The 22,351-nt window shown below is 74.2% G+C and carries 5 protein-coding genes; all 5 read left to right on the top strand.

Translation table 11 applies throughout. From position 1 onward, the window contains the following. Positions 1-2: 2 nt before the first annotated feature. The 5 genes from FB455_RS15785 (at position 3) to FB455_RS15765 (ending at position 22,319) form a co-directional block, all read left to right on the top strand. Positions 3-20,066, top strand: a complete 20,064-nt coding sequence (locus FB455_RS15785) for a DUF6531 domain-containing protein (protein WP_145753843.1) — start codon at positions 3-5, stop codon at positions 20,064-20,066. A gap of 78 nt (positions 20,067-20,144) precedes the next feature. Then, positions 20,145-20,468: a YrhB family protein gene (locus FB455_RS15780; RefSeq protein WP_013286993.1), complete on the top strand. Its 324-nt coding sequence runs from the start codon at positions 20,145-20,147 to the stop codon at positions 20,466-20,468. A 62-nt stretch (positions 20,469-20,530) separates the two neighbouring features. Then, positions 20,531-20,896 (top strand): hypothetical protein, encoded by a 366-nt coding sequence (locus FB455_RS15775; protein ID WP_145753840.1) that lies wholly within the window; start codon positions 20,531-20,533, stop codon positions 20,894-20,896. Next, positions 20,893-21,393 (top strand): type VII secretion system-associated protein, encoded by a 501-nt coding sequence (locus FB455_RS15770; protein ID WP_013476333.1) that lies wholly within the window; start codon positions 20,893-20,895, stop codon positions 21,391-21,393. Before FB455_RS15775 ends, FB455_RS15770 begins: the two co-directional genes overlap by 4 nt. Beyond that, positions 21,390-22,319 (top strand): hypothetical protein, encoded by a 930-nt coding sequence (locus tag FB455_RS15765; protein ID WP_145753838.1) that lies wholly within the window; start codon positions 21,390-21,392, stop codon positions 22,317-22,319. Before FB455_RS15770 ends, FB455_RS15765 begins: the two co-directional genes overlap by 4 nt. The last annotated feature ends 32 nt before the right edge of the window (positions 22,320-22,351 follow it).

The following is a 22,351-nucleotide window of genomic DNA, read 5'->3' as shown; positions in this document are numbered from 1 at the left end:
ACATGCCCGACTTCCACATCCCCAACGACCCGCAGTGGCAGTGGGCGTACGACCTGATCCTCGTCGCCGTCGGCGAGGAGTACCCGAAGGCCGACCCCGCCGCCCTGCGGGCCATGGGCGACGAGCTGTACGCGCTCAGCAGCACCATCCTCAACGGGATGGGCGCGACCGCCAACCTCGGCTACGGGCTGGCCGGGAGCCTGTCCGGCCCGGCGATGGACGCGTTCCAGCAGTACCAGGTCGGTATCACCAAGAACGTGCCGGCCGGCGGCAACATCGCGCTGGCACTGGGCGGCTCCGCCTACAACTTCGCGCTGGACTCGGAGAACACCCAGTACAACATCGTCATCGCGGCCTTCACCCAGGTCGTGGAGATCGCCATCGCGCTGGCCTCGGGCTTCGGCGCGGCAGCGGTGCCCGCCCTGATCAAGATCGGTCAGGAGATCGTCGGGGCGCTGATCAGCCTGTTCCGCCAGCGCCTGCGCAACATGCTGATGCGGCTGGCCTGGGAGGCGTTCCAGGAGGGCCTGGAGGAACTCTGGCAGAGCGCCGCCGCCCAGGTCACGCAGATCATCGAGGGCAACCGCAAGTCCCTGGACTACAAGGACCTGGCGATGGCGTTCGCCGGTGGCGCGTTCATCGGCGCGGGCGTCAGCGGTGTGCAGATGATCGGCGGCAAGTTCTTCCCGAAGATCAACAACAGTGTCCTGTCGCGGGAGGGCCTGTCGGCGCTCGCCGAGACGCTGTTCGAGGGCCTGTTCACCATGATGGTCGGTGGCGGCGGCTTCAACCCGTGGGCCACCATGACGTCGTCGATGATCGGCGGAATGGCCCACCACTACGCCACTGTGGTGGGCCAGAGCTACGGCCCGGGCGCCGGTGCCGGCGCGCCACCGCCGACGATCGAGACGAAGAACCTCACGACCACCGCGCCCACGCCTCCGCCCACCGCCGTGGACGGACCGCCCGTGCCCCCACCCGCCGGCTCCTCCGCCGTCCCGGGCAGTCAGGGCGGCGGCCCGGGTCCGCAGCCCTCGGGCGGCCCGGTCGCCGGAGGCGGTGCCGGTCAGGGGTCCGGCCCGGGCGACGCCGGGGGTCAGGGGCCGGCGCATCAGGGCTCCGGTGACCAGGGTCCGGGCAACCAGGACACCGGTCAGGGCAGCGCCGGAAGCACCGCTCCGGGCAGCCAGCCTCCCGGGGGCCAGACCGCGGGCGGCCAAACTGCGGGTGCTCAGACCCCGGGCGGTCAGACCTCCGGGGGCCAAAGCGCGGGCGGTCAGACCGCGGGCGGCCAAACCGCAGGCGGTCAGACCCCGGACACTCAGACTCCGGGCGGCCAAACCGCGGGAGGTCAGACTCCGGGCGGCCAAAGCGCGGGAGGTCAGACCGCGGGCGGTCCAGTCGCGGATGGTCAGACCGCCGGTGATCAGGTCCGCGACGGGTCGCAAGCGGGCGTATCGAACGGCAGCGCGAGCCCCGACGGCGTCGGAGGTCAGACCCCGAGCGGGCCCGGCACGGCCGGTCCGGGCGTCGGCGCCGACCCGCGTGGGGTCGGCGGGGTCGCCACGGGGCCGGGCCCGGCCGCAGGCGGCGAGGCCACGGCACCGCGCGCCGACTCCACGGGTACGCCGGGCGGCAGCCCGGCGAGCACCGGCACCGGTACGCCCACGACCGGCACCCCGGCAGCGGGCGCCGACGTCGCCGCGCCCTATGGCGGCGGACTTCCCGGTTTCGACACTCCGACGTCGAGCGGCGGAACAGCCGGTGCCGACACCCCGGCACCCGTGACCTCGCCCGCCACCACTGCCGGCCCGGTGGCCGTCCCGGCCGACCCCGCACCGTCCACCGCCACACCGAGCACAGGCACCCCGACAACCACCACGCCGGGCACAGCCGCACCGAGCGCCGGCACCGCGAGCACCACCGCACCGCCGACCACCGTCACGCCGACCACCACCGCTTCGAGCACCGGCACCCCGTCTGCGAGCACGCCGTCGACCAGCCCACCGACCAACGTGCCGAGCACCGGCACGTCGACCACGAGCGCACCGGCCACCGGTACGCCGTCGTCGAGTTCGACCACCAGCGGCCAGCCGACCGCTCCCCCACGCGACGTCGTCGGCGCCGCGCCCCCACCACCGATGGCGCCCGTCGACGGCATCTCGGTCGACGGCCCGGCCGTGGTCGCCTCCCCGGCCACCGATCCGGGTGTCGGCACGCCGTCCACAGGGGAGCAGGCGGTCGCGGTACCAGGCCCGACCACCGACGCCGCATCGAGCGACGTCCACTCGGACGCCTCGGTGGACGCCACCGCCGCCACGGTGGCGGACCACGCCACGGACACGAGCGCCGTCGGCACCGCACCGACGCCGGACGGACCGACGGCAGGACAGGAGGACACCGCCGAACCGACGCCGGACGGGTCGCGAAGCGTGCAAGCGCCGCCGCTCGCCGTCGCGGACCCTGCCGCGCCCACCCGGGCCGAGCGGAGCCCGCAGTTCCGGCAGGCCAAGGCGAGCGCGGAACCGAAGCGGCTGCGCACCGAGCGGTACGTGCCCTGGAAGGACACCGTCGTCCCCGGCACGCACCTGCTGCGCGGCGAGATCACGACTATCGACTTCACCACCCGGGAGTTCACCGCCGACGGCAGGGACTACCGTTCGTTCGACGTACACCTGGATCTGGTCTCGAAGAACGACCAGATGTCCCCCCGGGAGTTGCGGGACTTCGCGGAGACGGTTCAGCGCACCGTCGACGAGATGGTCAACGGCCGGTACACGCTGCCCGACGGCCGGCTGCTGCACATCGATTTGGTCGTCAACACGCCTCCGTGGCGCGACGGTATGACCCGCGACTGGCAGGCGGATCCGCGCCGCAACCCGCCGGTCGAGGTGACCTCGGAGACCGGGGTGAGCACCGACCAGCACCTGTGGAACACCGGGGACCGTCTCTCGGTGATGGTGCACGAGGTGATGCACTACCTCGGGGCCAAGGAGGGTCACCAGGCCCCCGAGCACCTGTTCACCACAGTCGACCGTCCCGGGGTGATGGGCGTCGACGTCGGCGCCCTGCCGACGTCGTCGGAGCAGGCCGCGACCTCGACCGGGCCGGTCGACTATCTCACCGCGCAGAATCTGGCGACGATCCACGACGCCGCGCTGACCGCCGGCCCGGTGCGCGACCTGCCGGTGCCGCAGACGGCGCACGACCAGACGCCGGACCCGCGTCCGAATCCGCAGATCCCGTCCCGCGCCCCGGCCCCGCCACCGCCGCCGCCACCACCGCCCGGCATGACGGGCATGCCGCCACCACCGCCACCGCCACCCGGTATGCCGGGCATGCTCCCACCGCCACCACCGCCGGGCATGCCGCCACCACCCGGCATGCCGCCACCGCCGTCGGCCGGTCCCACGACTCAGGCCGTCGACCTGACCCCGACGGACCTCTCACCCGCCACGCTGCGGCACCGTGACCCGAGGCCCTCGCCCACCCCCGTCGGCCAGAGGCTGAACGAGAAGTACGGCGTCGTGCACGTCGTGGACCAGGGGTCGCCCGGCGTGGGACACCAGGCCGCGACGGTCGCGATGCTCGACGGGCTGGCCGCCACCGGCTACCGGGGCACGGTCGTGCTGACCTATCCCGGCAACAAGACGCCCTTCTACGCCGAGCAGCTCGGCCGGCAGGAGGAGTTCGAGACACCGGCGGGCTCGTACGACCTGTTCCACCGGGAGTGGACCGGCCACCGCGGTGGGATGGACGTCGTCATGCGACCGCAGGGGCCGCCCGGCACCAATGAGAAAGCCTGGAAGACGACGGACTGGCCCGGCGCGCCAGGGGCCAAGGCGTGGCAGGTGGACCGGCAGAAGGGTTTCCGCGAGAAGAAGATCCGCGAGCAGGGCAACACCCAGAGCCTGCGCATGGACGAGCTCGCCGCCCGCCTGCTCCCCGAGGGCGACGTGCTGACGGTGCTGCCGGCTGTCGACGTACCGAAGAACGACGACAGCTCGGAGTGGACCGCGGAGCAGAAGCGGGAGTGGTTCCAGCAGGCGTGGGTCGGTCCGCTGCGCGACGCCGCCCGTGGCAGGGACCACGACGTCGTCACGCTCCAGCCGTTCCTGTGGGACCAGTTCCCCCGGCAGGTCCGCAGCACCACCGGGACGGTCGAGGCGGAACTCGACGAGACCTCGACCGGGGTGCCGTCCTACCGCCGCCCGCCGCCCTCCACCCGGCCGGCCGCCCGGGACGTCATCACCGCCACCGGGATCCCCGGGGCCGACGACCTCGCGACGGTGGTCGACGACGACGCCACCGACGTGGTGCTCGTCTACTACGGCGACACGCCTGACACTCCCCCGCACCAGGAGGTCGTCGACCGGCTGGCCGCCGCCGCCCGGCCCGGCCGGAAGACCGTCGTCCTGGTGCTCGGCGACAGCGAGCGCGGCTTCACCACGAGCAACGCCGACGTCCACGTCGCGGCACTGCCCCGTGTCACACCGGAGCAGATGGCCGGTCTCCGCGACCGCGCCACGCTCGTGGTCACCGAGGGCGCGAACACGTGGCAGGAGGCGCTCACGGCGGGCAGGCCCACGCTCTCGGTGACCGGATCCGTGGGTGACACCCGGCCGTGGGATCACGAGCCCGCGTCGGTCCGGAACGACTCCGCCCAGGGCGGCCACGACCTGCTCGTGAACGCGTCGGAGTACCTGCGGAACGGCGGCGACCCCGCCACGGTGCGGGACTTCGTCCAGGACGACGACGGCGGTGTCCGCACATACTTCGACGGATGGCGGGACGCCCTCGGCCAGACCGGCTCCGACCAGGTCGACCAGGCTCTCGCCACGGTCACCGGCCTGCCGCTGGACCCGGACGCCCGCCCGCGCACCGACGCCGCGCCCGGCGCTCCCCCGGCCGACAACACCCTGCGCGTCCCGGGAGTCCTGCCGGACCGGTTCCCCACGCCCAAGACCCGCGACGAGATCGCCCGGGCACGCGCCGAGCAGCACGACACCGCGCCACGGCGGATCGCGCACACCAGCGCGTACGACGTCATCGACCGTGGGCTCCATCCCGACACCTGCGTGCCCGACGTGGTCGCCCGCTCGTACGAGCAGGCCGGCCTGACCGTTCCGGCGGGCGACCGGCCCCGCCTGCGCCTCGACGCGGTGGACAACCGCATCGCGTACGACCATCGGGTGCTGGACCTCGGCGACCGCAACGTGCAGGACTTCACGGTCAAGGTCTTCCTGGACGCCCGGGACGACGCGGCGGCGGATGCCCGGCCGGACGTGGAGACCCGGGTACGCGACGCGGTCGACGCGATCTACAACCAGGGCTTCCGGATCGGCGCCGATCAGCTCAACGTCACAGTGGAGTTCGTGACCCGGCCGAGCGAGGCACACGCAGTCGTGGCGCTGCACGGCTCTCCGTCACCGACCACCCAGACCACCTGGTCGACGCACTCCTCCGACCTCGACCTCGCGCACGAGATCGGGCACTTCCTCGGTCTGCGCGACGAGTACTCGGTGGCGGACCGCGCCCTGGACGGCACCTTCGTCCAGGGCGACAACTCGCTGATGGCGACCACCACGCGGCAGCCCGGCAACGATCCGCGGTTGCTGGCGCGCAACGTCCACCGGATCGCCGGTCAGCAGCGCGACGTGCTCTCACCCGACCGTGGCGGGTTGCCGCCCCGGACGGCGCCGGTCCGGTTCGAGCCGGTACGGGTGCCCGGCGGCCGCAACGCACGGTTCGACGAGCTGACCCGGCACACCCGCGACGTCGGTCCGGGCAACTACCGGAAGGAGACGGCCGACCTCAAGGACGACGGCGCGCCCATCGGGTTCGTCGTCAACTCGATGCTGCCCGCCGACGACGTCGACCAGATCCCCGAGGTGGTCCGCGCCGTCACCGAGGGACTCGCCCCGGGCACCACAGTCGCGTTCGTCTTCGGCGTCAACACCACCGCCGAGGTACCTGACCTCGCCTTCCGGGACGCGGTCGCCCGGGCCGCCCGGCTCGCCGAGAGCCTCGACGTGCCGGTGGCGGTCAACGGCTACGCGGTCGGGACGAAGAACGGGAAGTTCCCGTACGGCCGCACCCGCAACCAGGTGCTCCGCGACCCCGACACGGTCGCCGCGATCCAGGGCCTCGCGCAGGGCGGTCCGGACGGCGAGGCCAGGCGCTACCCGTACGTGTCGATCCAGGACTTCGACATGGGCGCCCGGACGACCTCCGACGGCACCCACGTGTTCGACCGCATCGACAGCCGGACCCGCTTCGACCCGGACGCGACCGGACCGCAGGACGAGCCACCGGCCCGGCCCATGATGATCTCCGGCGGATACCGCGTCGGCGACACCGAGGAGCTGATCCGGCGTACTCGGGAACGGCTGGAACGACGCGCGCGCGACCACCGGGCGAGGATCGCCGGCCTCCCCGCGGGCAGCGAACGCACGACCGAGCAGCAGAAGCTGGCCGCCGTGCACAACGGCCTCGCCAAGCTCGACACGCAGGCCGGGCGGGACGCCTTCGTCCGGGACTTCACCACAGCCGTGGACGAGGACATGCGGTCCCGGGACCGGCAGGCCACGGTCCACCCGATGCTGCCGTACTCGCCGGAGCCGAACCTGTTCGTCGACGGCCTGCTCACCCTGGGCCGGCCCGAGGTCCGGTTCGGCGACGCGGGCGCGGAGTTCCTCCTGCTGGCCGAGAGCCTGCACCGGGCGTACGGCGAGGAGCTTGCCGTCGCCCACGGCGCGGCGACGCCGGCCGGTCTGCCGGCGGACGTCCTCACCGTCGACGTCCAGGTCGACTCGCAGAACAACAGGCATCCCGACCGCGACCTGGCCTTCATGACGGACTTCGTGGGCGCCGCCACGCCCACCGACCTGTCCCGGCTCGCGGCCGACTTCGCCGTCGGCAACTTCCTGCCGCAGTCGCACGCCGTGCCGACGAACGTCAACCGGCAGCTGTTCTACACCGAGGGCACCGGCTTCAAGGAGTACCGGGCCGAACTGCGCAGGCCGGACCTCGCCGCCCCGAAGCCGTTCGCCGCGCCCACCGACGTGGTGCCCGGCCCGTCGTGGACGTGGCAGCAGACGCTCACGCCGCAGCAGCTGCGGCAGCTCGGCGCGCAACCACACAACAGGTACGTCACCGCCGTCTCGCTGCCGGCGCCGGACACCACCACGGCGCCGGACGTCCCACCCGAGTTCGATCCCGACCTGGACCCGGCACGGCCGGCCCGGACCGTGGGCCTGCCGGACAGCCAGCGCCTCGTCGCCGCGCACCTCGTCGCGACGTCGAACGACTCCGGGACCATCCAGCAGGAGTTCGCCGCCGCCACCGCCGTCGCCGACCGTGGCGGGCTCGACCGGCAGTCCGGCTCCCTCTACGACGCGATCGCCGCCGCGCTGCCCGACGGTGACGCCGACGACCTGCGGATGCGCACGCTGCACGCCGGCCGGGACACGACGAGTCTCGACGGGGCCGCGGCGATGCGGCAGCGCAACCCGTACGACAACGGCCACTTCGTCCGGGCCGTACTCGCCCCCGACCCCGGGGAGCGACGCCGCGACACGCCGGTCGACGACGCCGAACGGCAGCGCATCGCCAACGCGCACGACGTGGTCGAGTTCGCCGCCGCCCGCGGCACCCAGGTGCACCTCGTCGTGTACGACGACCCGGCCGGGACGCCGCGCGACTACCCGGTGGTCGGCGCCCGGCCGCGTGGACGGCTGGAGCTGCTCCGCACGATCGACCCGTCCGGTCACGTCACCTACGCACGCCATGTGCCACCTCCGTCGGCCCCGGCGAGCGACACCGACAGCGACAGTGACAGCGATTCCGGCGGCTTCGACCTGTTCGGCGACGACGACGGCTACGGAGGCTTCGACGGCGGCTTCGACGACGACAGAAGCGACGACAGCGACGACGGGCTCGCCACGTCCACGCCGGCCGGCGACCCGGCCACCCGGTCGGCCGCCGACGACACCACCGCAGAAGAGACCACCGCCGCGGAGGACACCCCGGGCGAGACCACCGCCGAGCGGGACACCGCACGAGAGACCACAGCGGAAGAGACCACCACCGGAGAGGACACCGCGGGCGGGACGTCGTCGGCCACCGGGGCCATCGCGCCGCTGCCGTCGCCCGACGCGGTACGCCGGGGCCTGCCCTCCTACCTGCGGGAGAGCCGCACCCTCGGCCTCGCCGAACAGTTGCGCGCCACCGAGAACGCGGCGCTCGGCGCGGCGCTGCGGACCCTCGACCCCGGCCTGTCCGACGACGTGGTCGCCGCCGTGGAGGCGGACAGCCGCGACGACGTGGACCAGTTCCTCGGCGAGGGCCGCCCGTACCCGGTCACGATCGACGGGCATCCGGCCGAGCTGCGGGTCACCGCCGTCCTCGACTGGGACGCGCTCACAGTGGACCGGGCCCACGACGACCCGCGCAAGGTCTCCGCCAAGAACCGGGAGAACCTCACCCACACGCTGCGCCACAACCGGGACCGGCGGGTCGAGCCGAAGGTGACAGTCACCGCGATACCCGGTGTCGTCGTCGGCGTCGGCGGGTCGGTGCCGACGGCGCCCACCACCGAGCACTCCGCCGCCCACAAGGACACCTACACGTCCACCACCACGGTCAAGGTCACCGGATTGACCGAGGTGACGGTGCCGATCCGGTTCGTCGCAAGGCTCGTGCGGCCCGGCCGTCCCGCCGTCAACCCGGTCGAGACGTCGGGCACCGTCGCTCTCGCCGTACACACGGGGTTCCCGGTCGAGACGTCGGGCAGCGTCGCTCTCGCCGTACACACGGGGTTGCGGACGGCAGACGCGACAGCGCCGGCCGCCGCGGACCGTGCGCTCGGCGCGCCCGTGCCGGCCCGGTTCGGGGTGGAGAGCGTACGCAGCCGGCCGGCCGATCCGGGCGCCACGTTCTTCGACCAGGTGGAGGCGATCCTTGCCGAGGACGGCATGGCCGACCTCGTGCGGATCGGCGCGCCCGGCCGCCCGGTGATGCAGAAGCTGCTCAGCGACGCGACGTTCTCCGGCAGCCTGCCGGCGATGGTGGTCACCGACCCGGCGAACGTCCACGACGGCTGGGTCCGGTCGGGTTCGCTGCCGCGCGCCGCGCGCAGCGGCTGGCGGCGTTTCTTCCCGGGCCGCGCCCGGCAGGTCGAGGTCCGCCTGGTCGCCCGGCACGTCGAGGAGGTGGAGCGGGTCGACGGGCTCACGCACGTCGACACGTCCGCGCTCGCCGCCGAGAGCACGAGCGCCGCCGCCACCAAGCGGCAGTGGGGGCTGTGGGGCCTCGCCGGCGCCGGAGTGGACGCCGCGCCGCTGAGCCTGGTCGTCGGGCCGCGGGTCGGCGGCGGCCGGGAGCGTGGCGCCACCCGGACGATCGCCGAGCGGACCGGCGGCAAGCAGACGGTGACGGGCACCGCGCCCGGCGTCCGGTACCGGGTCGAGTACGGCGTCCAGGTGCGCGTCCTGGGCCGCGCGCCGCGGATGTTGTCCGGTTCCGTCGACGCGCTCCAGTGGACCACCGGCGACCGGCTGCCCGGCACCGCCCTCGACCCGGACGGCCGGGAGTGGCGCGGACGGCGCGGCACCGACCGGACCCACTTCGCACCGGCGCGCATCGAGCGGGGTGAGTCGTTCGGCGGCGCGTACCTGACCCGGGTCGGCGACCGGAGCCTGTACGAGACGGTCGCCGAGGCGGTGCGGTCGGTGCCCGGTCACGACCGTTTCCGCCTGGCCACCCGCGACGAGATGCTGCGGCACTTCGGCGACCAGCAGCTCGCCGACGGGCTGACCCCCGAGCTTCAGGCGGCACTGACCCGGGCCACCGACCTGCGCACGCAGCTCTCCCCCGACCAGTTGCGCCACCTGGCGGACCGGATCGTCGGCCCGGGGTTGAAGATCCCGCTGATCCGTACCGGCACGTTCCACGACCACGTCACGGTGGTGACGATCAAGGGCAGCCTCGGCGAGGTGTCCGACGGCGACCTGCTCGACCACGACAAGATCGGCACCGCCGCCAAGCGGACCGCCAGGTCCACAGTCACCAGCGCCCGCGACGACAGCCGGTCGGCCGAGCTGAGCCTGGAGCCACGCATCCTGGGCCCGCTCGGTCAGGCCGCCTCGACGCTGCTCGGCGGACCGCGCGCCGCGGTCACCTGGGGCACCACCGACGAGAGCGCCGTCACCGGCGGGCAGTCCACCGAGAGCGACCACGGGCCGGCGCTCGACGACGAGGGCAAGCCCACCGGGGTACGGCTGCGCGAGTTCGCCGCCACCCTCGACCTCACCGTCACCACCACGTCCACGGTGCGGGTCAACCAGGCGGGCCGGCAGCTGTCGTTCGGGGCGTACGGCCGGGACGTGCCCACCGTCGTAGCCGCATCAGAGCAGCGCCCCCGCACGCACCGCCTCGACGTGCGCATGCTCGTCCCGGAGTCGCGGGTCTCCCGGCAACGCCCCGGCGCGGAGCCCAGCCCGGTCCCCCGCGACGTGGAGACCATGGCGTACCCGCCGCCGCTGAACCGGATGACCGGCGGGCCGCACGACCTCGACGGACGCCGGGTGGAGTCGTTCGTCTGCGCCGACCGGTTGCAGGACGCAGTGGTCGAGACGCTGCGCGAGGCCGCCCGGGACGACATCTACGCCGCCGAGGACGGCCGGATCTCCACTGTGGTCGCCGACGAGCTGTCGCCCGAGCGCCTCACCGGTGACGCCGAGCTGTTCAGCCGCCCGCTGGCGCTGAGCAACCTGTGGCACGGCCGCCGGGCCGCCGACGCCCGCGCCGACGTGCGGGTACGGCTGCGCCCGACCAACCCGGCGGTGCTCGACGGCGCCGAGTTCGCCCGCGTCAAGCGGACCTTCGCCAGCGGCACCGCCCGCAAGACCACTCACGCGCGCGCGGTCGAGCTGAGCGTCTCCGGCACCGGCGTCGCGTCGGTCAGCGGGCCGGTCGCCGACCACGGCGGCAGCACCGGCCGGCCCGGGGGCGCTGTCATCCTGTCCGTCACACCGTGGCGGCGGGCGTGGGGCCGGATCAGCGAGCGCAGCGCCTCCGGGGTCTCCAAGCTGCGCCTCGGCGGCGGCCGGGCCGAACGCGAGCTGCTGGTGCGGGTGGACGTCGAGGCCGAGGTGGTCGCCGAGGCCCGGCACGACAGCAACCTGCGTCCGCTGGGCCGCTGGCCCGGCACACCGGCCCGGCGGGCCGGCCGGCGGCTCACCCTGCCCGGCGCTGTCGTCATGCGGATGACCCCGGCGGAGCTGAAACGACTCCAGGACCGCGACCGCGCCCGCCGGCACGGCACCGCCGACGTACGGCTGCACCTGCGGCACGCCGAGAACGCCGAGACGCTCCGCGCCGAGCAGCGCGAGCAGCTCGCCCGGATGGCGCGCGAACAGGCCACGGAACTCGGGAACCTGCTGCGGCGGCAGCACACCGACCTGCGTGACGTGCAGGCCTACGTGGACCGGGTCCGGCGGGACCGCCGCGTCAGCCCGGCGGGCCGGCAGCTCGCCGACGACTACCTGGCCGATCTCCAGGAACGCCACCGGCGCGAACGCGAGGATCTGGCCGCGGCGCACGAGGCGGCCACGGACGCGCTGCGGACGGCGCAGGAGCGGGAGCGGGCCGAGCAGGCCGAACAGCAGCAGCGGGAACGCGACCTGGTACGCGAGGCACAGCAGCGGCAGAACGAGGACGCCGCCGGCCCCGGCGCACCGGCCCACGCGGCACAACCGGAGTTCCGGGCCGGACCGGAACGGTCCCTCGGCATCGGCGGCGTCACCACCCACATCGACCTCACCGATCGCATCCCGCACCTGCGGCGTGCCCTGGCGCGGGAGTCGAGCGAGGAACTCGCCCAGGCGATCCTGCCGTCCACCCGGGACCGCGGCCCGGACGACCCGATCCGAGGGCTCGGCAGCACCGGTTTCCTCGGCGCCGCCCACCTGCACCTGGCCGACGCGCTCAACGGCGGCCGGAGCGAGACGGTACGGCTGGAGCGGCGTTTCCGGGGCGCCACGTACGACGTCACGCTCACCGCCGAGCCGGTGGGCGAGCCGAGCTTCACCGGCATCGACCTTGTCGACGAACTGTCCGTCACCGACCGCGCGGTCGTCGGCGAGGCGCAGACCCGCACGACGTCGCGGACGGCGGCGCAGGTCACGTTGACCGGACGTGCGCAGGGCACCGAGACCGACCGGGTTCAGGACGACGCCACCCGCACCACCGGGCACGGCCCGGCCTCCGGCACCGTCGCCGCCGGTCTCACCGGCACCGCCGCCCTCGGCAACCAGGCCACCAAGGCGATCGAGCGCACCGGCCGCACGTACGAGCAGTCGCTGACCGTGTCCGGCCCGGTGCCCACGTACCGCGGGGCGGTCCGCCTGACCGTCACCGTCACCGGGCGCGGGCTGCCCGAGGGCGGCGTGTCGGTCCACGCGGTCCACGACGTCACCACGTACTCGGCGACCGAGGGCAGGAAACTGGCCGTGTCCGGCCCGGTCACACCGGTCGCCGCCGGGCAGACCACCGACGAGGGCCGGCGGCGATGGCGCGAGGAGGCCGGCTTCGACCGGCTGCCCGAGCCGGGTCGGTTCGCCGTCGAGGACGTCCTGGTCGACCTGCCCGGCCTGCACGATGCGGCCCGGCAGGCGCTCGTCGCCTCCGGCGCCGCACCCGGCAGGGACGTCGATGCGGCGCTGCGCGACACACTGACCGTGAGCCGGATCAAGGCGTTGCCGGCGATGCTGACCGGCGCGTTCCCGCTGCCGATGCCGGCCGGGCTGGGCCGCGACCTGTTCCTCGACGCCCGGCTGGTGGCCCGCCCGAAGCTCCTGCGCGCGGACGCCACGGTGAAGATCGGCGGCTCGGCGAAACGCGCCGCGGACACCGAGTACGAGCAGACCGCCGGACGTTCGTTCGCGCTGAAGACGGCCGGGCCGCTCGTCGTCGGCGGCGTCGGCCATCCGGGCGGCGCGAGCCGGGTGGGCGAGCGGCAGGACTTCGCCGCCGTCAACGCGGCCACGCTGGTCGAGCAGCAGCTCTACCGGACCGACCCGGGCGCCCAGGTGAAGGACGAGGGCAAGGTCTCGGTCAGCACGACCGGCAAGCCGGCCCGGCGCACCGACCCGGACGACAAGCTCACCGCCGCGGTCGAGTACGACGTCGAGTTCCGTTTCGTCGCGCGTTCCCGCGACGCCGCAGGCAGGCACCGGGCCGGCACGGAGGTCCGGGTGCCCGGCGGTTTCGTGGTCCGGCTGGACGAGGCGGCGGCCCGGGACGTCATCGGCCGGGACCTCTCCCCCGGTCTGCGCGCGTCCGCGCTCGCCGTCGCCGACGCGGCGAAGAAGCTGTCGGCCGCGGCGGCCCGCCTGGACGGCCTGGCCTCCCGGACGGACGCGGACGCCGACGCCGTCGCCGAGGCCGAGCAGTCCGTGACGGAGGCCGAGAACGCCTGGTGGGACGCCTACCGTGCGCACGAGGCCGAGGTGGCCCCGCCACCACCGGCCCCGGCTCCGCCGGTGGACGTGCCCGCCGCCGAGGTGGCCACGCCCACCGCGCAGGCCCCTGTGGTCGGCGACCCGGTCGACGTCACCACCGGCCGGGTCCTCTACACCGAGGTCGACGCCCGCCTGCCGGGGCTCACCCTGGAACGGACCCACCGCTCCGACTACCGGTGGGGCCGCTGCTTCGGCCCGGCCTGGGCCTCCACGCTGGACCAGCGCGTCGTCACCGACGACACGTACGCGCGGTTCCTGGCCGCCGACGGCTCGATCCACACGTACCCGATGCCGGCCGAGGGCGACGAGACGCTGCCGGTCGCCGGCCCCGGCGGGCCGCTGCGCCGGCTGACCGGCGGCGGCTGGCTGCTCACCGAGCCGGGCCGGTCGCTGCTGTTCGCGCCGGCCGACGCGCACGGCGACTCCTGGCTCACCGACGTGGTCACCGACCGCACCGGGTGGCGGATCGAACGCTCCGCCGACGGCATGCCCGGCCTGCTGCTCTCCGCGTCCGGCCTGGTCGTAGTGCCGCACTTGGCCGGCGGCCTGGTCGTCGGCGCACACGTCCGCGCCGCCGACGGCACCGTCCACCTCCCCTCCTTCGGCTACGACGACAGGCGGCGCCTGGTCGAGGTCCGCAACTCCTCCGGACACGAGACGCGGCTGCGCTACGACGACGCGGGCCGGCTCGTGCGCTGGCAGGACCGCAACGGCGAGTGGTTCGGCTACGACTACGACGAGGCGGGCCGCTGCGTCCGGGCCGGCGGCGGCGGTGACGTCCTGCGCTACTCCCTGCGCTACGACGACGGCGTCACGCACGTGACGAACTCGCTGGGCCGGGTGACCCGGTACGAGTTCGACGAGCGCCACCTGGTCACCACGATCGTCGACCCGCTGGGCGCGACGGTCCGGCAGGAGTGGGACGCGGCGCACCGGCTGCTGTCGCGCACCGACCCGCTCGGTCGCGTCACCCGCTTCGACCACGAGGCGCGCACGCTCACGCTTCCGGACGGCTCGACCCACCCGGTCCCGCCGCGCCCGCCCGCGCACGCGGACGACATCGAGTTCGACGCGCTCGGACGGGTCCGGGCGACCCGGGCCCCGGACGGTGCGGTCACGACGTACGGCTGGACCGCCGAGGGGGATCTCGCGTGGCGGGTCCGCCCGGACGGCTCCACGCAACGGTGGTTCTACGACGGTGAAGGGAATCTGGTGGACGTCATCGACGCATCAGGAAGGGCGGTGAGCTTCGAGTACGGCCCCTTCGATCTACCCACGGCACGGGTGGATCAGGCGGGGAACCGCACCGAGTTCACGTACGACACGGAACTACGGCTCATCGGGGTGACGAATCCGGCGGGCCGGACGTGGCGCTACGAGTACGACGCGGCAGGCCGGCTGTGCGGGCAGACCGACTTCGACGGCCGTACCCAGCGCTACGAGCACGACGAGGCGGGCCGGCTGGTCGCGCACACCGACGCCGCCGGCACCGTCACCCGCTACCGCTGGGACGCGCGGGGCCGGGTCGTGGAACGCCGGGTCGGCGACGCCGTCACCCGCGTCGAGTACGACGCCGACGGCCACGTGGCGGCAGTGCTCAGCCCGGACGCGCAGGTGCGGTTCACCCGCGACGCCGAGGGCCGGGTGCTGTCCGAGACGATCAACGGCCGGACGGTGCGCACCTCGTACACCGCCTCCGGCACGGTCGAGGCGCGCACCACGCCGTCGGGCCGGTCGAGCCGGTGGACGTTCGACGCCGCCGGCCGCCCGGAGAGCCTGACCGCCGGGGAGCACCTGCTCGGCTTCACCCACGACGACGCCGGCCGGGAGATCGGCCGGACCGTCGGCGGCCTGGTCGCGCTGCGGCAGACCTTCGATGCGGCCGGGCGGCTCACCGGGCAGCACATCGCCGACGCCGCCGAGCGCCGCTACACCTACGACGCCGCCGACCGGGTCACCGCGATCGCCGACTCGCTCGCCGGTGACCAGTCCTTCACCGCCGACGACACCGGCCGCATCCGGGCCGTCGACGGGGACGTCCCGCAGCGGTACGACTACGACGAGGCCGGCAACCTGGTCGGCGCCGGTGGCGGGCGCTGGGAGTTCACCGGCACCATGCTCGTGCGCTCCGACGACGCGACGTTCTCCTACGACGCGAAGGGCCGCCTCACCGGCCGGGTCGACGACGCGGGCGCGTGGCGCTTCGAGTGGGACGCCGAGGACCGGCTGGTCCTGGCCGTCACGCCCGGCGGTGACCGCTGGCGTTACCGCTACGACGGCTTCGGCCGGCGTATCGCCAAGCAGCGTCTCGGCGACGGCGACCGGGTGCTGGAGGAGGTGTCGTTCGCCTGGTCCGGTGACCTGATGCTGGAGCAGACGCACCGCGACGCCGCCGGCGCCACCACCACGACCACGTGGGACTACCGGCCGGACGCGGCGGTGCCGGTCGCGCAGACCGACGACGGCACGCTCCGCGCGGTGATCACCGACACCATCGGCACCCCGACCCACCTGGTCGAGCCGGGCGGCGGGCTGCGCTGGTGGTCGCGGGGCGACCTGTGGGGACGCGGCGCGGACCGGACCGCGACGCCGCTGGCCTTCCCCGGCCAGTACGTCGACGCCGAGACCGGCCTGCACTACAACCGGTTCCGCTACTACGACCCGGCCACCGGCCGGTACGTCAGCCCCGATCCGCTGGGCCTGTCCGGCGGCCCGAACCCGACCGCGTACGTCAGCAACCCGCTGACCGTGGCCGACCCGCTGGGCCTGACCAGTTGCACGCCCGCTCCGACGACGCCGCACCCGCTGGCCGCTGTGGAGCCGGCGCTCGCCGCGCCCTCCGACCAGACGCCCAGCAGCCTGCCCACGAACGCGGCGCCGCCACCGCCGAGCGCGCTCTACGGCATGCCGACCTGGGTGCGGGAGGCCAGGCGCAACCCGGACGGCACCGTCACCTACGAGTACGTGGAGCGCGACACCCCGTCGCCGCCGCCGCTGAGCACACCGGTCGGGCAGGTCACCGCGCAGGCCCAGGCCTGGTTCGACACTGTCGGTTTCGCCTCGCAGACGACGCTGGCCGACACGTCCTCGACGGCGTACCAGAGCTACCAGAGCATCCGTTCCGACCTGTACGCGAGCACCGGGCACCGCCCGCGTACCGGGCCGCGGAGCAACCGGGACGGTCACTTCAACGAGCCGATGGTCGGCAACCGCCCGTACAACAACGCGGAGGGGACCGGCCTCGGCGACCGGATCGGCGCGGAGGCAGACGGCGGTCGCCGGACCGCCGGCCAGATCGCGAACTACCTCCGTGGGTTCACGGCGCTGGACTCCATCACCAGCGCCGCCGGCCGGGAGTTCGCCACCGTGGTCACATTCGCGGAGCAGGCCCGCGGCTACGCCCAGGAGCGCCACGAGGCGGCGAACGCGCTCCAGGAGATCCACTCACTGGCGAGGAGCGAACGCGCACAGCACTACTGGGAGAACGTCGGTCACTGGTACGGCCCCGCCCGTCGTGGCTACGCCAGCGAGGAGGACTACGTTCCGCCGTCGCAGCGGCCCCGGCCCGATCAGCTGATCACCGGTACACGCAGGCCGCAGCGGACCACGACGCACGCGTTCGCCGTCGACGGCGAGCCGAGCGGCAGCCGTGACCGCAGCGACCGGTCGCGCAGCCCGCGGGACCGGAGCCGCCCCAGCGGCAGCAGCCACCGGCGGGGCCGTCGCCAGGAGTACGGCTTCCAGGGGCAGCAGACCGGCCCGGTCAGCATCGGCACCGCCTCTGCCGCGACGCAGGCGGACACCACGACGCCGCTGGCCGAGCAGCTGGCAGCGGCGCAGGGCGACCCGCAGGCACAGAACCGGATCCTCGACACCTTCCGGGACGCGCTGTCCCGGGACGTCCCGTTGAGCAACGGGTCGACGTTGCAGATCATGGCGGCGAACTCGCACGGCGGCACGGCCAACACCGCCGCCGACCTCGAGACGCTCAACGACGCGGACCGGCGGCACCTGCGGCAGATCCACCAGTCCCGCGACGCCGGCAACCAGAACGACTGCATCACGCTCACGATGGCGGTCGACAGCTACAAGCAGTCCGGGCTGATCACCCAGATCCCGTCGCAGACGCAGCCGAGGGAGCTGAGCGACCTCCAGAAGCAGTACCCGGGGCGCACCACCGAGGAGGTCGGCACCCTCCAGGGGCTGGTGGACGCGCTCGGCGCCATGCCGAACGGCACCAACGGCATCGTCGGCTTCCGCACGGGCGGTCCCGGCACCGTCGGCCACGTGGTGAACGTGTCGAAGGACTCGCGGGGCCGGGTGACGTTCGAGGACTCGCAGGTGCCCGGTCTGGCGACGCTGCCGCAGATCGGACCGGACGGCTCTGTCGTCCTGATCCGGACCAGCGACCCGGTGCCCGGCCCGTCCAGCGACGTGGACATGGCCTCGGTCCGCGACGCCGACAGCGACGTCGACATGGCCTCCGTCCGCGACGCCGACAGCGACGTGGACGTGGCCTCGGTCCGCGACGCCGACAGCGACGTCGACATGGCCTCGGTCCGCGACAGCGACTCCGACGTGGACATGACGGACTTCTCGCCGACCACCGAGACGTTCGCCGGGGTGGCGCCCGAAGCGGTGGCGAAGACCACCGCGGAGACGCCGACCGTGGGTGACCCGATCGACGTCACCACCGGCCGGATGATCCTCACCCACACCGACGCCGTGATGCCGGGGCTCACGCTGGAGCGGACCTACCGCTCCGACTACCGGTGGGGCCGGTCGTTCGGCCGGGCCTGGGCCTCCACGCTCGACCAGCGGATCATCGTCGACGGCGAGCAGGTCCGGTACCTGGCCGCCGACGGCTCGCTGCTCACCTACCCGCTACCGGCGGAGGGTGAGGTTGCGCAGCCGGAGACCGGCCGGACGCTGCCGCTGCGCCGGCTGGTGGGCGGCGGGTGGCTGCTGACCGATCCGACGTCCGGCCGCAGCCTGCTGTTCGCCGCGGCGTCGCGCACCGAGTCGCTGCTCACCGACGTCACCGACGGCGGCGTCCGCTGGACGATCCACCGCGACCGCCGGGGTACGCCGACGCAGCTGCTGTCGTCCACCGGGGCCACCATCGCGTTCACCTCGTCCGCCGGACTGGTCACGATGGTCTCGCTGCCCAACGCGGCGGGTGACCTGATGGCGGCATCGCAGTTCGGCTACGACGGCGACCTCAACCTGATCGAGGTGACGAACTCCTCGGGCGACCCCGAGCGCTTCACGTACGCCGACGGGCGGCTGGTGCGCTGGGAGGACCGCAACGGCGAGTGGTACACGTACACCTACGACGAGGCCGGCCGGTGCGTCGCCACCGACGGCAAGGGCGGCTACCTGCGCTACCGGTTCGACTACCAGCCGGGCCGTACGGTGGTGACCGACTCGCTCGGCGCGGTGCGCGTATACGAGCTCAACGACCGCTTCCAGGTGGTCGCGGAGACCGACGCGCTCGGCGCGACCACGCGTAACGTCTGGGACGAGGCGTACCGCCTGCGGTCCACGACCGACCCGCTGGGCCGCACCACCGCGAGCGAGTACGACGCGTACGGGCGGCTGGTCGCGGTCACCCGGCCGGACGGCAGCCGGTCCGTCACCACGTACGACGAACTCGGTCGCGCGGTGTCCTGGACCGACTTCGACGGCAGCACCCGCAACCGCCAGTTCGGCCCGGACGGCCTGCTGATCGCCGAGGTGGACGCCTCCGGTGAGGTGGTCCGGTACGAGCAGCCGGCCGCCGACGGCCGGGGCACGACCACCCACGTCGGACCGACGGCCGTCGTGCACGACACGGCCCGGCAGATCACCGCGGTGAGCACCGGGCAGGGCGAGACGGAGTACACCTACGACGCGCTCGGCCGCCTGTTCAGCATCCAGGACGACACCGGTCTCACCGAGTTCGGCTGGACGCTGGAGGGTGACCTGGCCTGGCGGGAGAACCCGGACGGTTCGGTCGAGGAGTTCCTCTACGACGGCGAGGGCAACCTGGTCGAGTGGGTCGACGCCGCAGGCCGCCGGACGATCCGCGAGTACGGCGCGTTCGACCTGGTCACTGCCGAGATCGACGACGAGGGCAACCGCACCGAGTACGCGTACGACACCGAGCTGCGGCTGGTGCGTGTCACCGACCCGGCGGGTGCGACGTGGAGCTACACGTACGACCCGAACGGGCGGATGGTGTCCGAGACCGACTTCGACGGCCGCACCCAGCGGTACGTCTACGACGCCGCCGGGCAGCTCGTCGAGCACACCGACGCGGCCGGCGAGGTCACGCACTACACGTACGACCTGCTCGGCCGGGTGGTGGAACGGCGCACCGGCGAGTCGGTGACGCGCATCGCGTACGACGCTGCGGGCCGGGCCGTCCCCGCCGAGGACGGCGGCTCGCAGGCCCGGCTGGAGCACGACGCCGCCGGCCGGGTGGCGAACGGCGCCACAGTGTCCACCTCGTCCGGCGGTTCCCTGCCGGAACCGCACACCGCTCCAGTACCCCGGCGGTGACCCGCCGCCCGCCCCGGCCGTCACGGCGGCCGGGGCGGGCATCCCGTCAGACGAACCACGACAGAGAAGGACTACCCGATGAACGCCGACGACGCCCGCACCCGGGCGCAGACCGCGCTGCGCCGGCTGGAGAACCCGGAGCAGCCGCTGACGCTGCTCGCCCCGGACGCACCGGCCGAGTACGAGTGGTGCTGGGTGTACCCGTTCAACACGGTCCGGGCCACCGAGACCGGCGACATCATGGACACGCTCGCGGTGGGCCCGCTGGTCGTGCCGAAGAACGGCGCCGAGCCGTGGGTGGCGCCGTCCGGCCCGCCGCTGGAGCGCTGGCTCAACGAGTACGCCGCGCGGGAGGGACTGCCTCCGGTGCCGGTCCCGGCCGCACCGGACCCGTTCGCCTGAGCCGGACGGACGGCCCGCCGTGACCGTACCGTCGCGGCGGGCCGCCGCCACCTGGAGGAACCATGACCCACGGCGCCGAGCCGCTCGACGTGCTGCTGCACCGGATGATGCGCGGCGACGCCGCGATCGAGCAGGTCCAGTCCGCGCTGCGCGCCTCCCCGCTCGACCTCGCGACGAACGGCGACGGCCGTCCCCTCGTCGTCCGCTCCTTCGACGACCTGCCGTGCGTGGTCGTGGCCACCTCGGCCGACGAGCGCGCCCGCACCTTCGCGCCCGGGTGGCGCCGGGTCGAGGCGGCCGAGCTGGCCGAGCTGCTTCCGGACGGCATCGACGTCCTGGTCGACCCGAACGGCCCCGAGCCGGTACAGCTGGCCGCCGCGATCGTCTGGCACGCCCTCCGGTTCGCCGACGAGGACACGGACGGATGAGCGACGACGAGTTCCTGTTCCTGCTCGACCCGCAGTGGCCGGCAGGCGAGGACGACGAACCGCCGTTCGAGGCGGTCGTCGGGGTGTGGCAGGTCGGCGCGGACGGCGAGGTGGGCGAGTTCCGGCGCAACCCGGACTACCGCCCGCACTTCCCGGACTCCCCCACCGACCCGGTCGACGCGCTGCTGCGCCTGGTCGCGGCCGGTGCGGCGCAGCCGGCTCACCTGCGGTCGGTGCTGCGCGCGTCCCCCCTGCACCTGGCCGTGAACGGCGACGGGCGGCCGCTCGTCGTCAGCGCCCCCGGCGACGAGCGGTGCGTGGTGGTCGCCACCGGCGAACCCCACCGCGAGCCGGTGCCGGCGCCCGGGTGGCGGCTGCTGGACCTGGCGGAACTGGCCGGGGCGGCCGGTGACGGTGACGTGCTCGTCAACCCGGGCGGCCCGGCGCCCGCCCGGCTGGCCGCCGCCTTCCTGCACGAGACGGCGGCGACGCGATGAGCACCGGTCTGCTGCACCTGCTCTGCCTGCGTGCCGCGGGCCGGATCCCGGACGGCGACCTCGCCGGCCTGCGTGGCCTGCTCGTCCACGGCGACCACGGCGACCACGGCGCCTGCGCCGCACGGCTGCTCGGCGCGTTCCCGCAGTCAGCGGCGGAGATCGCGGTGCTCACCGCGCTGCTGCCCCCGGAGACGCCGCTGCTGCCCGAACCGGCTGCGGACGAGAACGTGGACGCCGAACCGACGGCCCTGTTCATCCCGTTCCCGCCGGCCGACCTGCCGCTGTACGCGACGGCCGCGCCGCCGGTGGTGGACGAGACCGCCGGTGGCACCGTGGACGACCTCGACCGGGCCCTGCTCGACGTGCTGGACCCGGCGCGCACCGCCGGGGTGTGGCGCTGCTGGCGGATCACCCGAGGGCCGGACGGCACCGTCGACGCCGTGCGGGTCTACCTGGTCGAGGCGACGGCGCCCGACGACGAACTGCCCGCGATCGCCGACCGGGGACAGCAGGCCCTCGCCGACGCCGGGCACGCCGCGCCGGTCGAGGTGTACCGGCCCGACCTGCCGCTGCCCGCGTACCAGTGGGCGGCCCGGTCCCGGTCCGCGCTGATCTGGGCTCCTCAGCCGCCCGGCGAGGTGCACCTGGCCGCCGACGGGGACGCCCGGCTCCCGGTCGACGACGACGAGATCGCGGCGTTCGTCACCCACCTGCGGTCGGCGCCCGCCCTGACCGCGCACCTGCGCACCGACGGCACCTGGGTCTGGCCGGCCGACGTGGCCGACCGGCTGCTCGACGAGGGCGCGCTGGCCGACGAGGGTCTGCTGCGGCACCTGCGGCGGTGCCGGGCCGACCCGCCCGCGCCCGCCGACGCGGTCGCCGTCCACCGGGCGTTCGCCGCCCTGGTACGCGCGAGGGCGCTCTGACCGGGTGCACGAACGCCTCGGGTCGCGGTGTC

Source organism: Micromonospora sp. CNZ296, from assembly GCF_007827635.1.
Note: the sequence above shows the minus strand (reverse complement) of the source record. Positions and strands in the feature narration are given on the sequence as shown.

What these genes read in the sequence shown, in the direction of transcription:
- FB455_RS15785 (WP_145753843.1), top strand. Translation starts at nt 3, where the DNA reads ATGCCCGACTTCCACATCCCCAACGACCCGCAGTGGCAGTGGGCGTAC.
- FB455_RS15780 (WP_013286993.1), top strand. Translation starts at nt 20,145, where the DNA reads ATGAACGCCGACGACGCCCGCACCCGGGCGCAGACCGCGCTGCGCCGG.
- FB455_RS15775 (WP_145753840.1), top strand. Translation starts at nt 20,531, where the DNA reads ATGACCCACGGCGCCGAGCCGCTCGACGTGCTGCTGCACCGGATGATG.
- FB455_RS15770 (WP_013476333.1), top strand. Translation starts at nt 20,893, where the DNA reads ATGAGCGACGACGAGTTCCTGTTCCTGCTCGACCCGCAGTGGCCGGCA.
- FB455_RS15765 (WP_145753838.1), top strand. Translation starts at nt 21,390, where the DNA reads ATGAGCACCGGTCTGCTGCACCTGCTCTGCCTGCGTGCCGCGGGCCGG.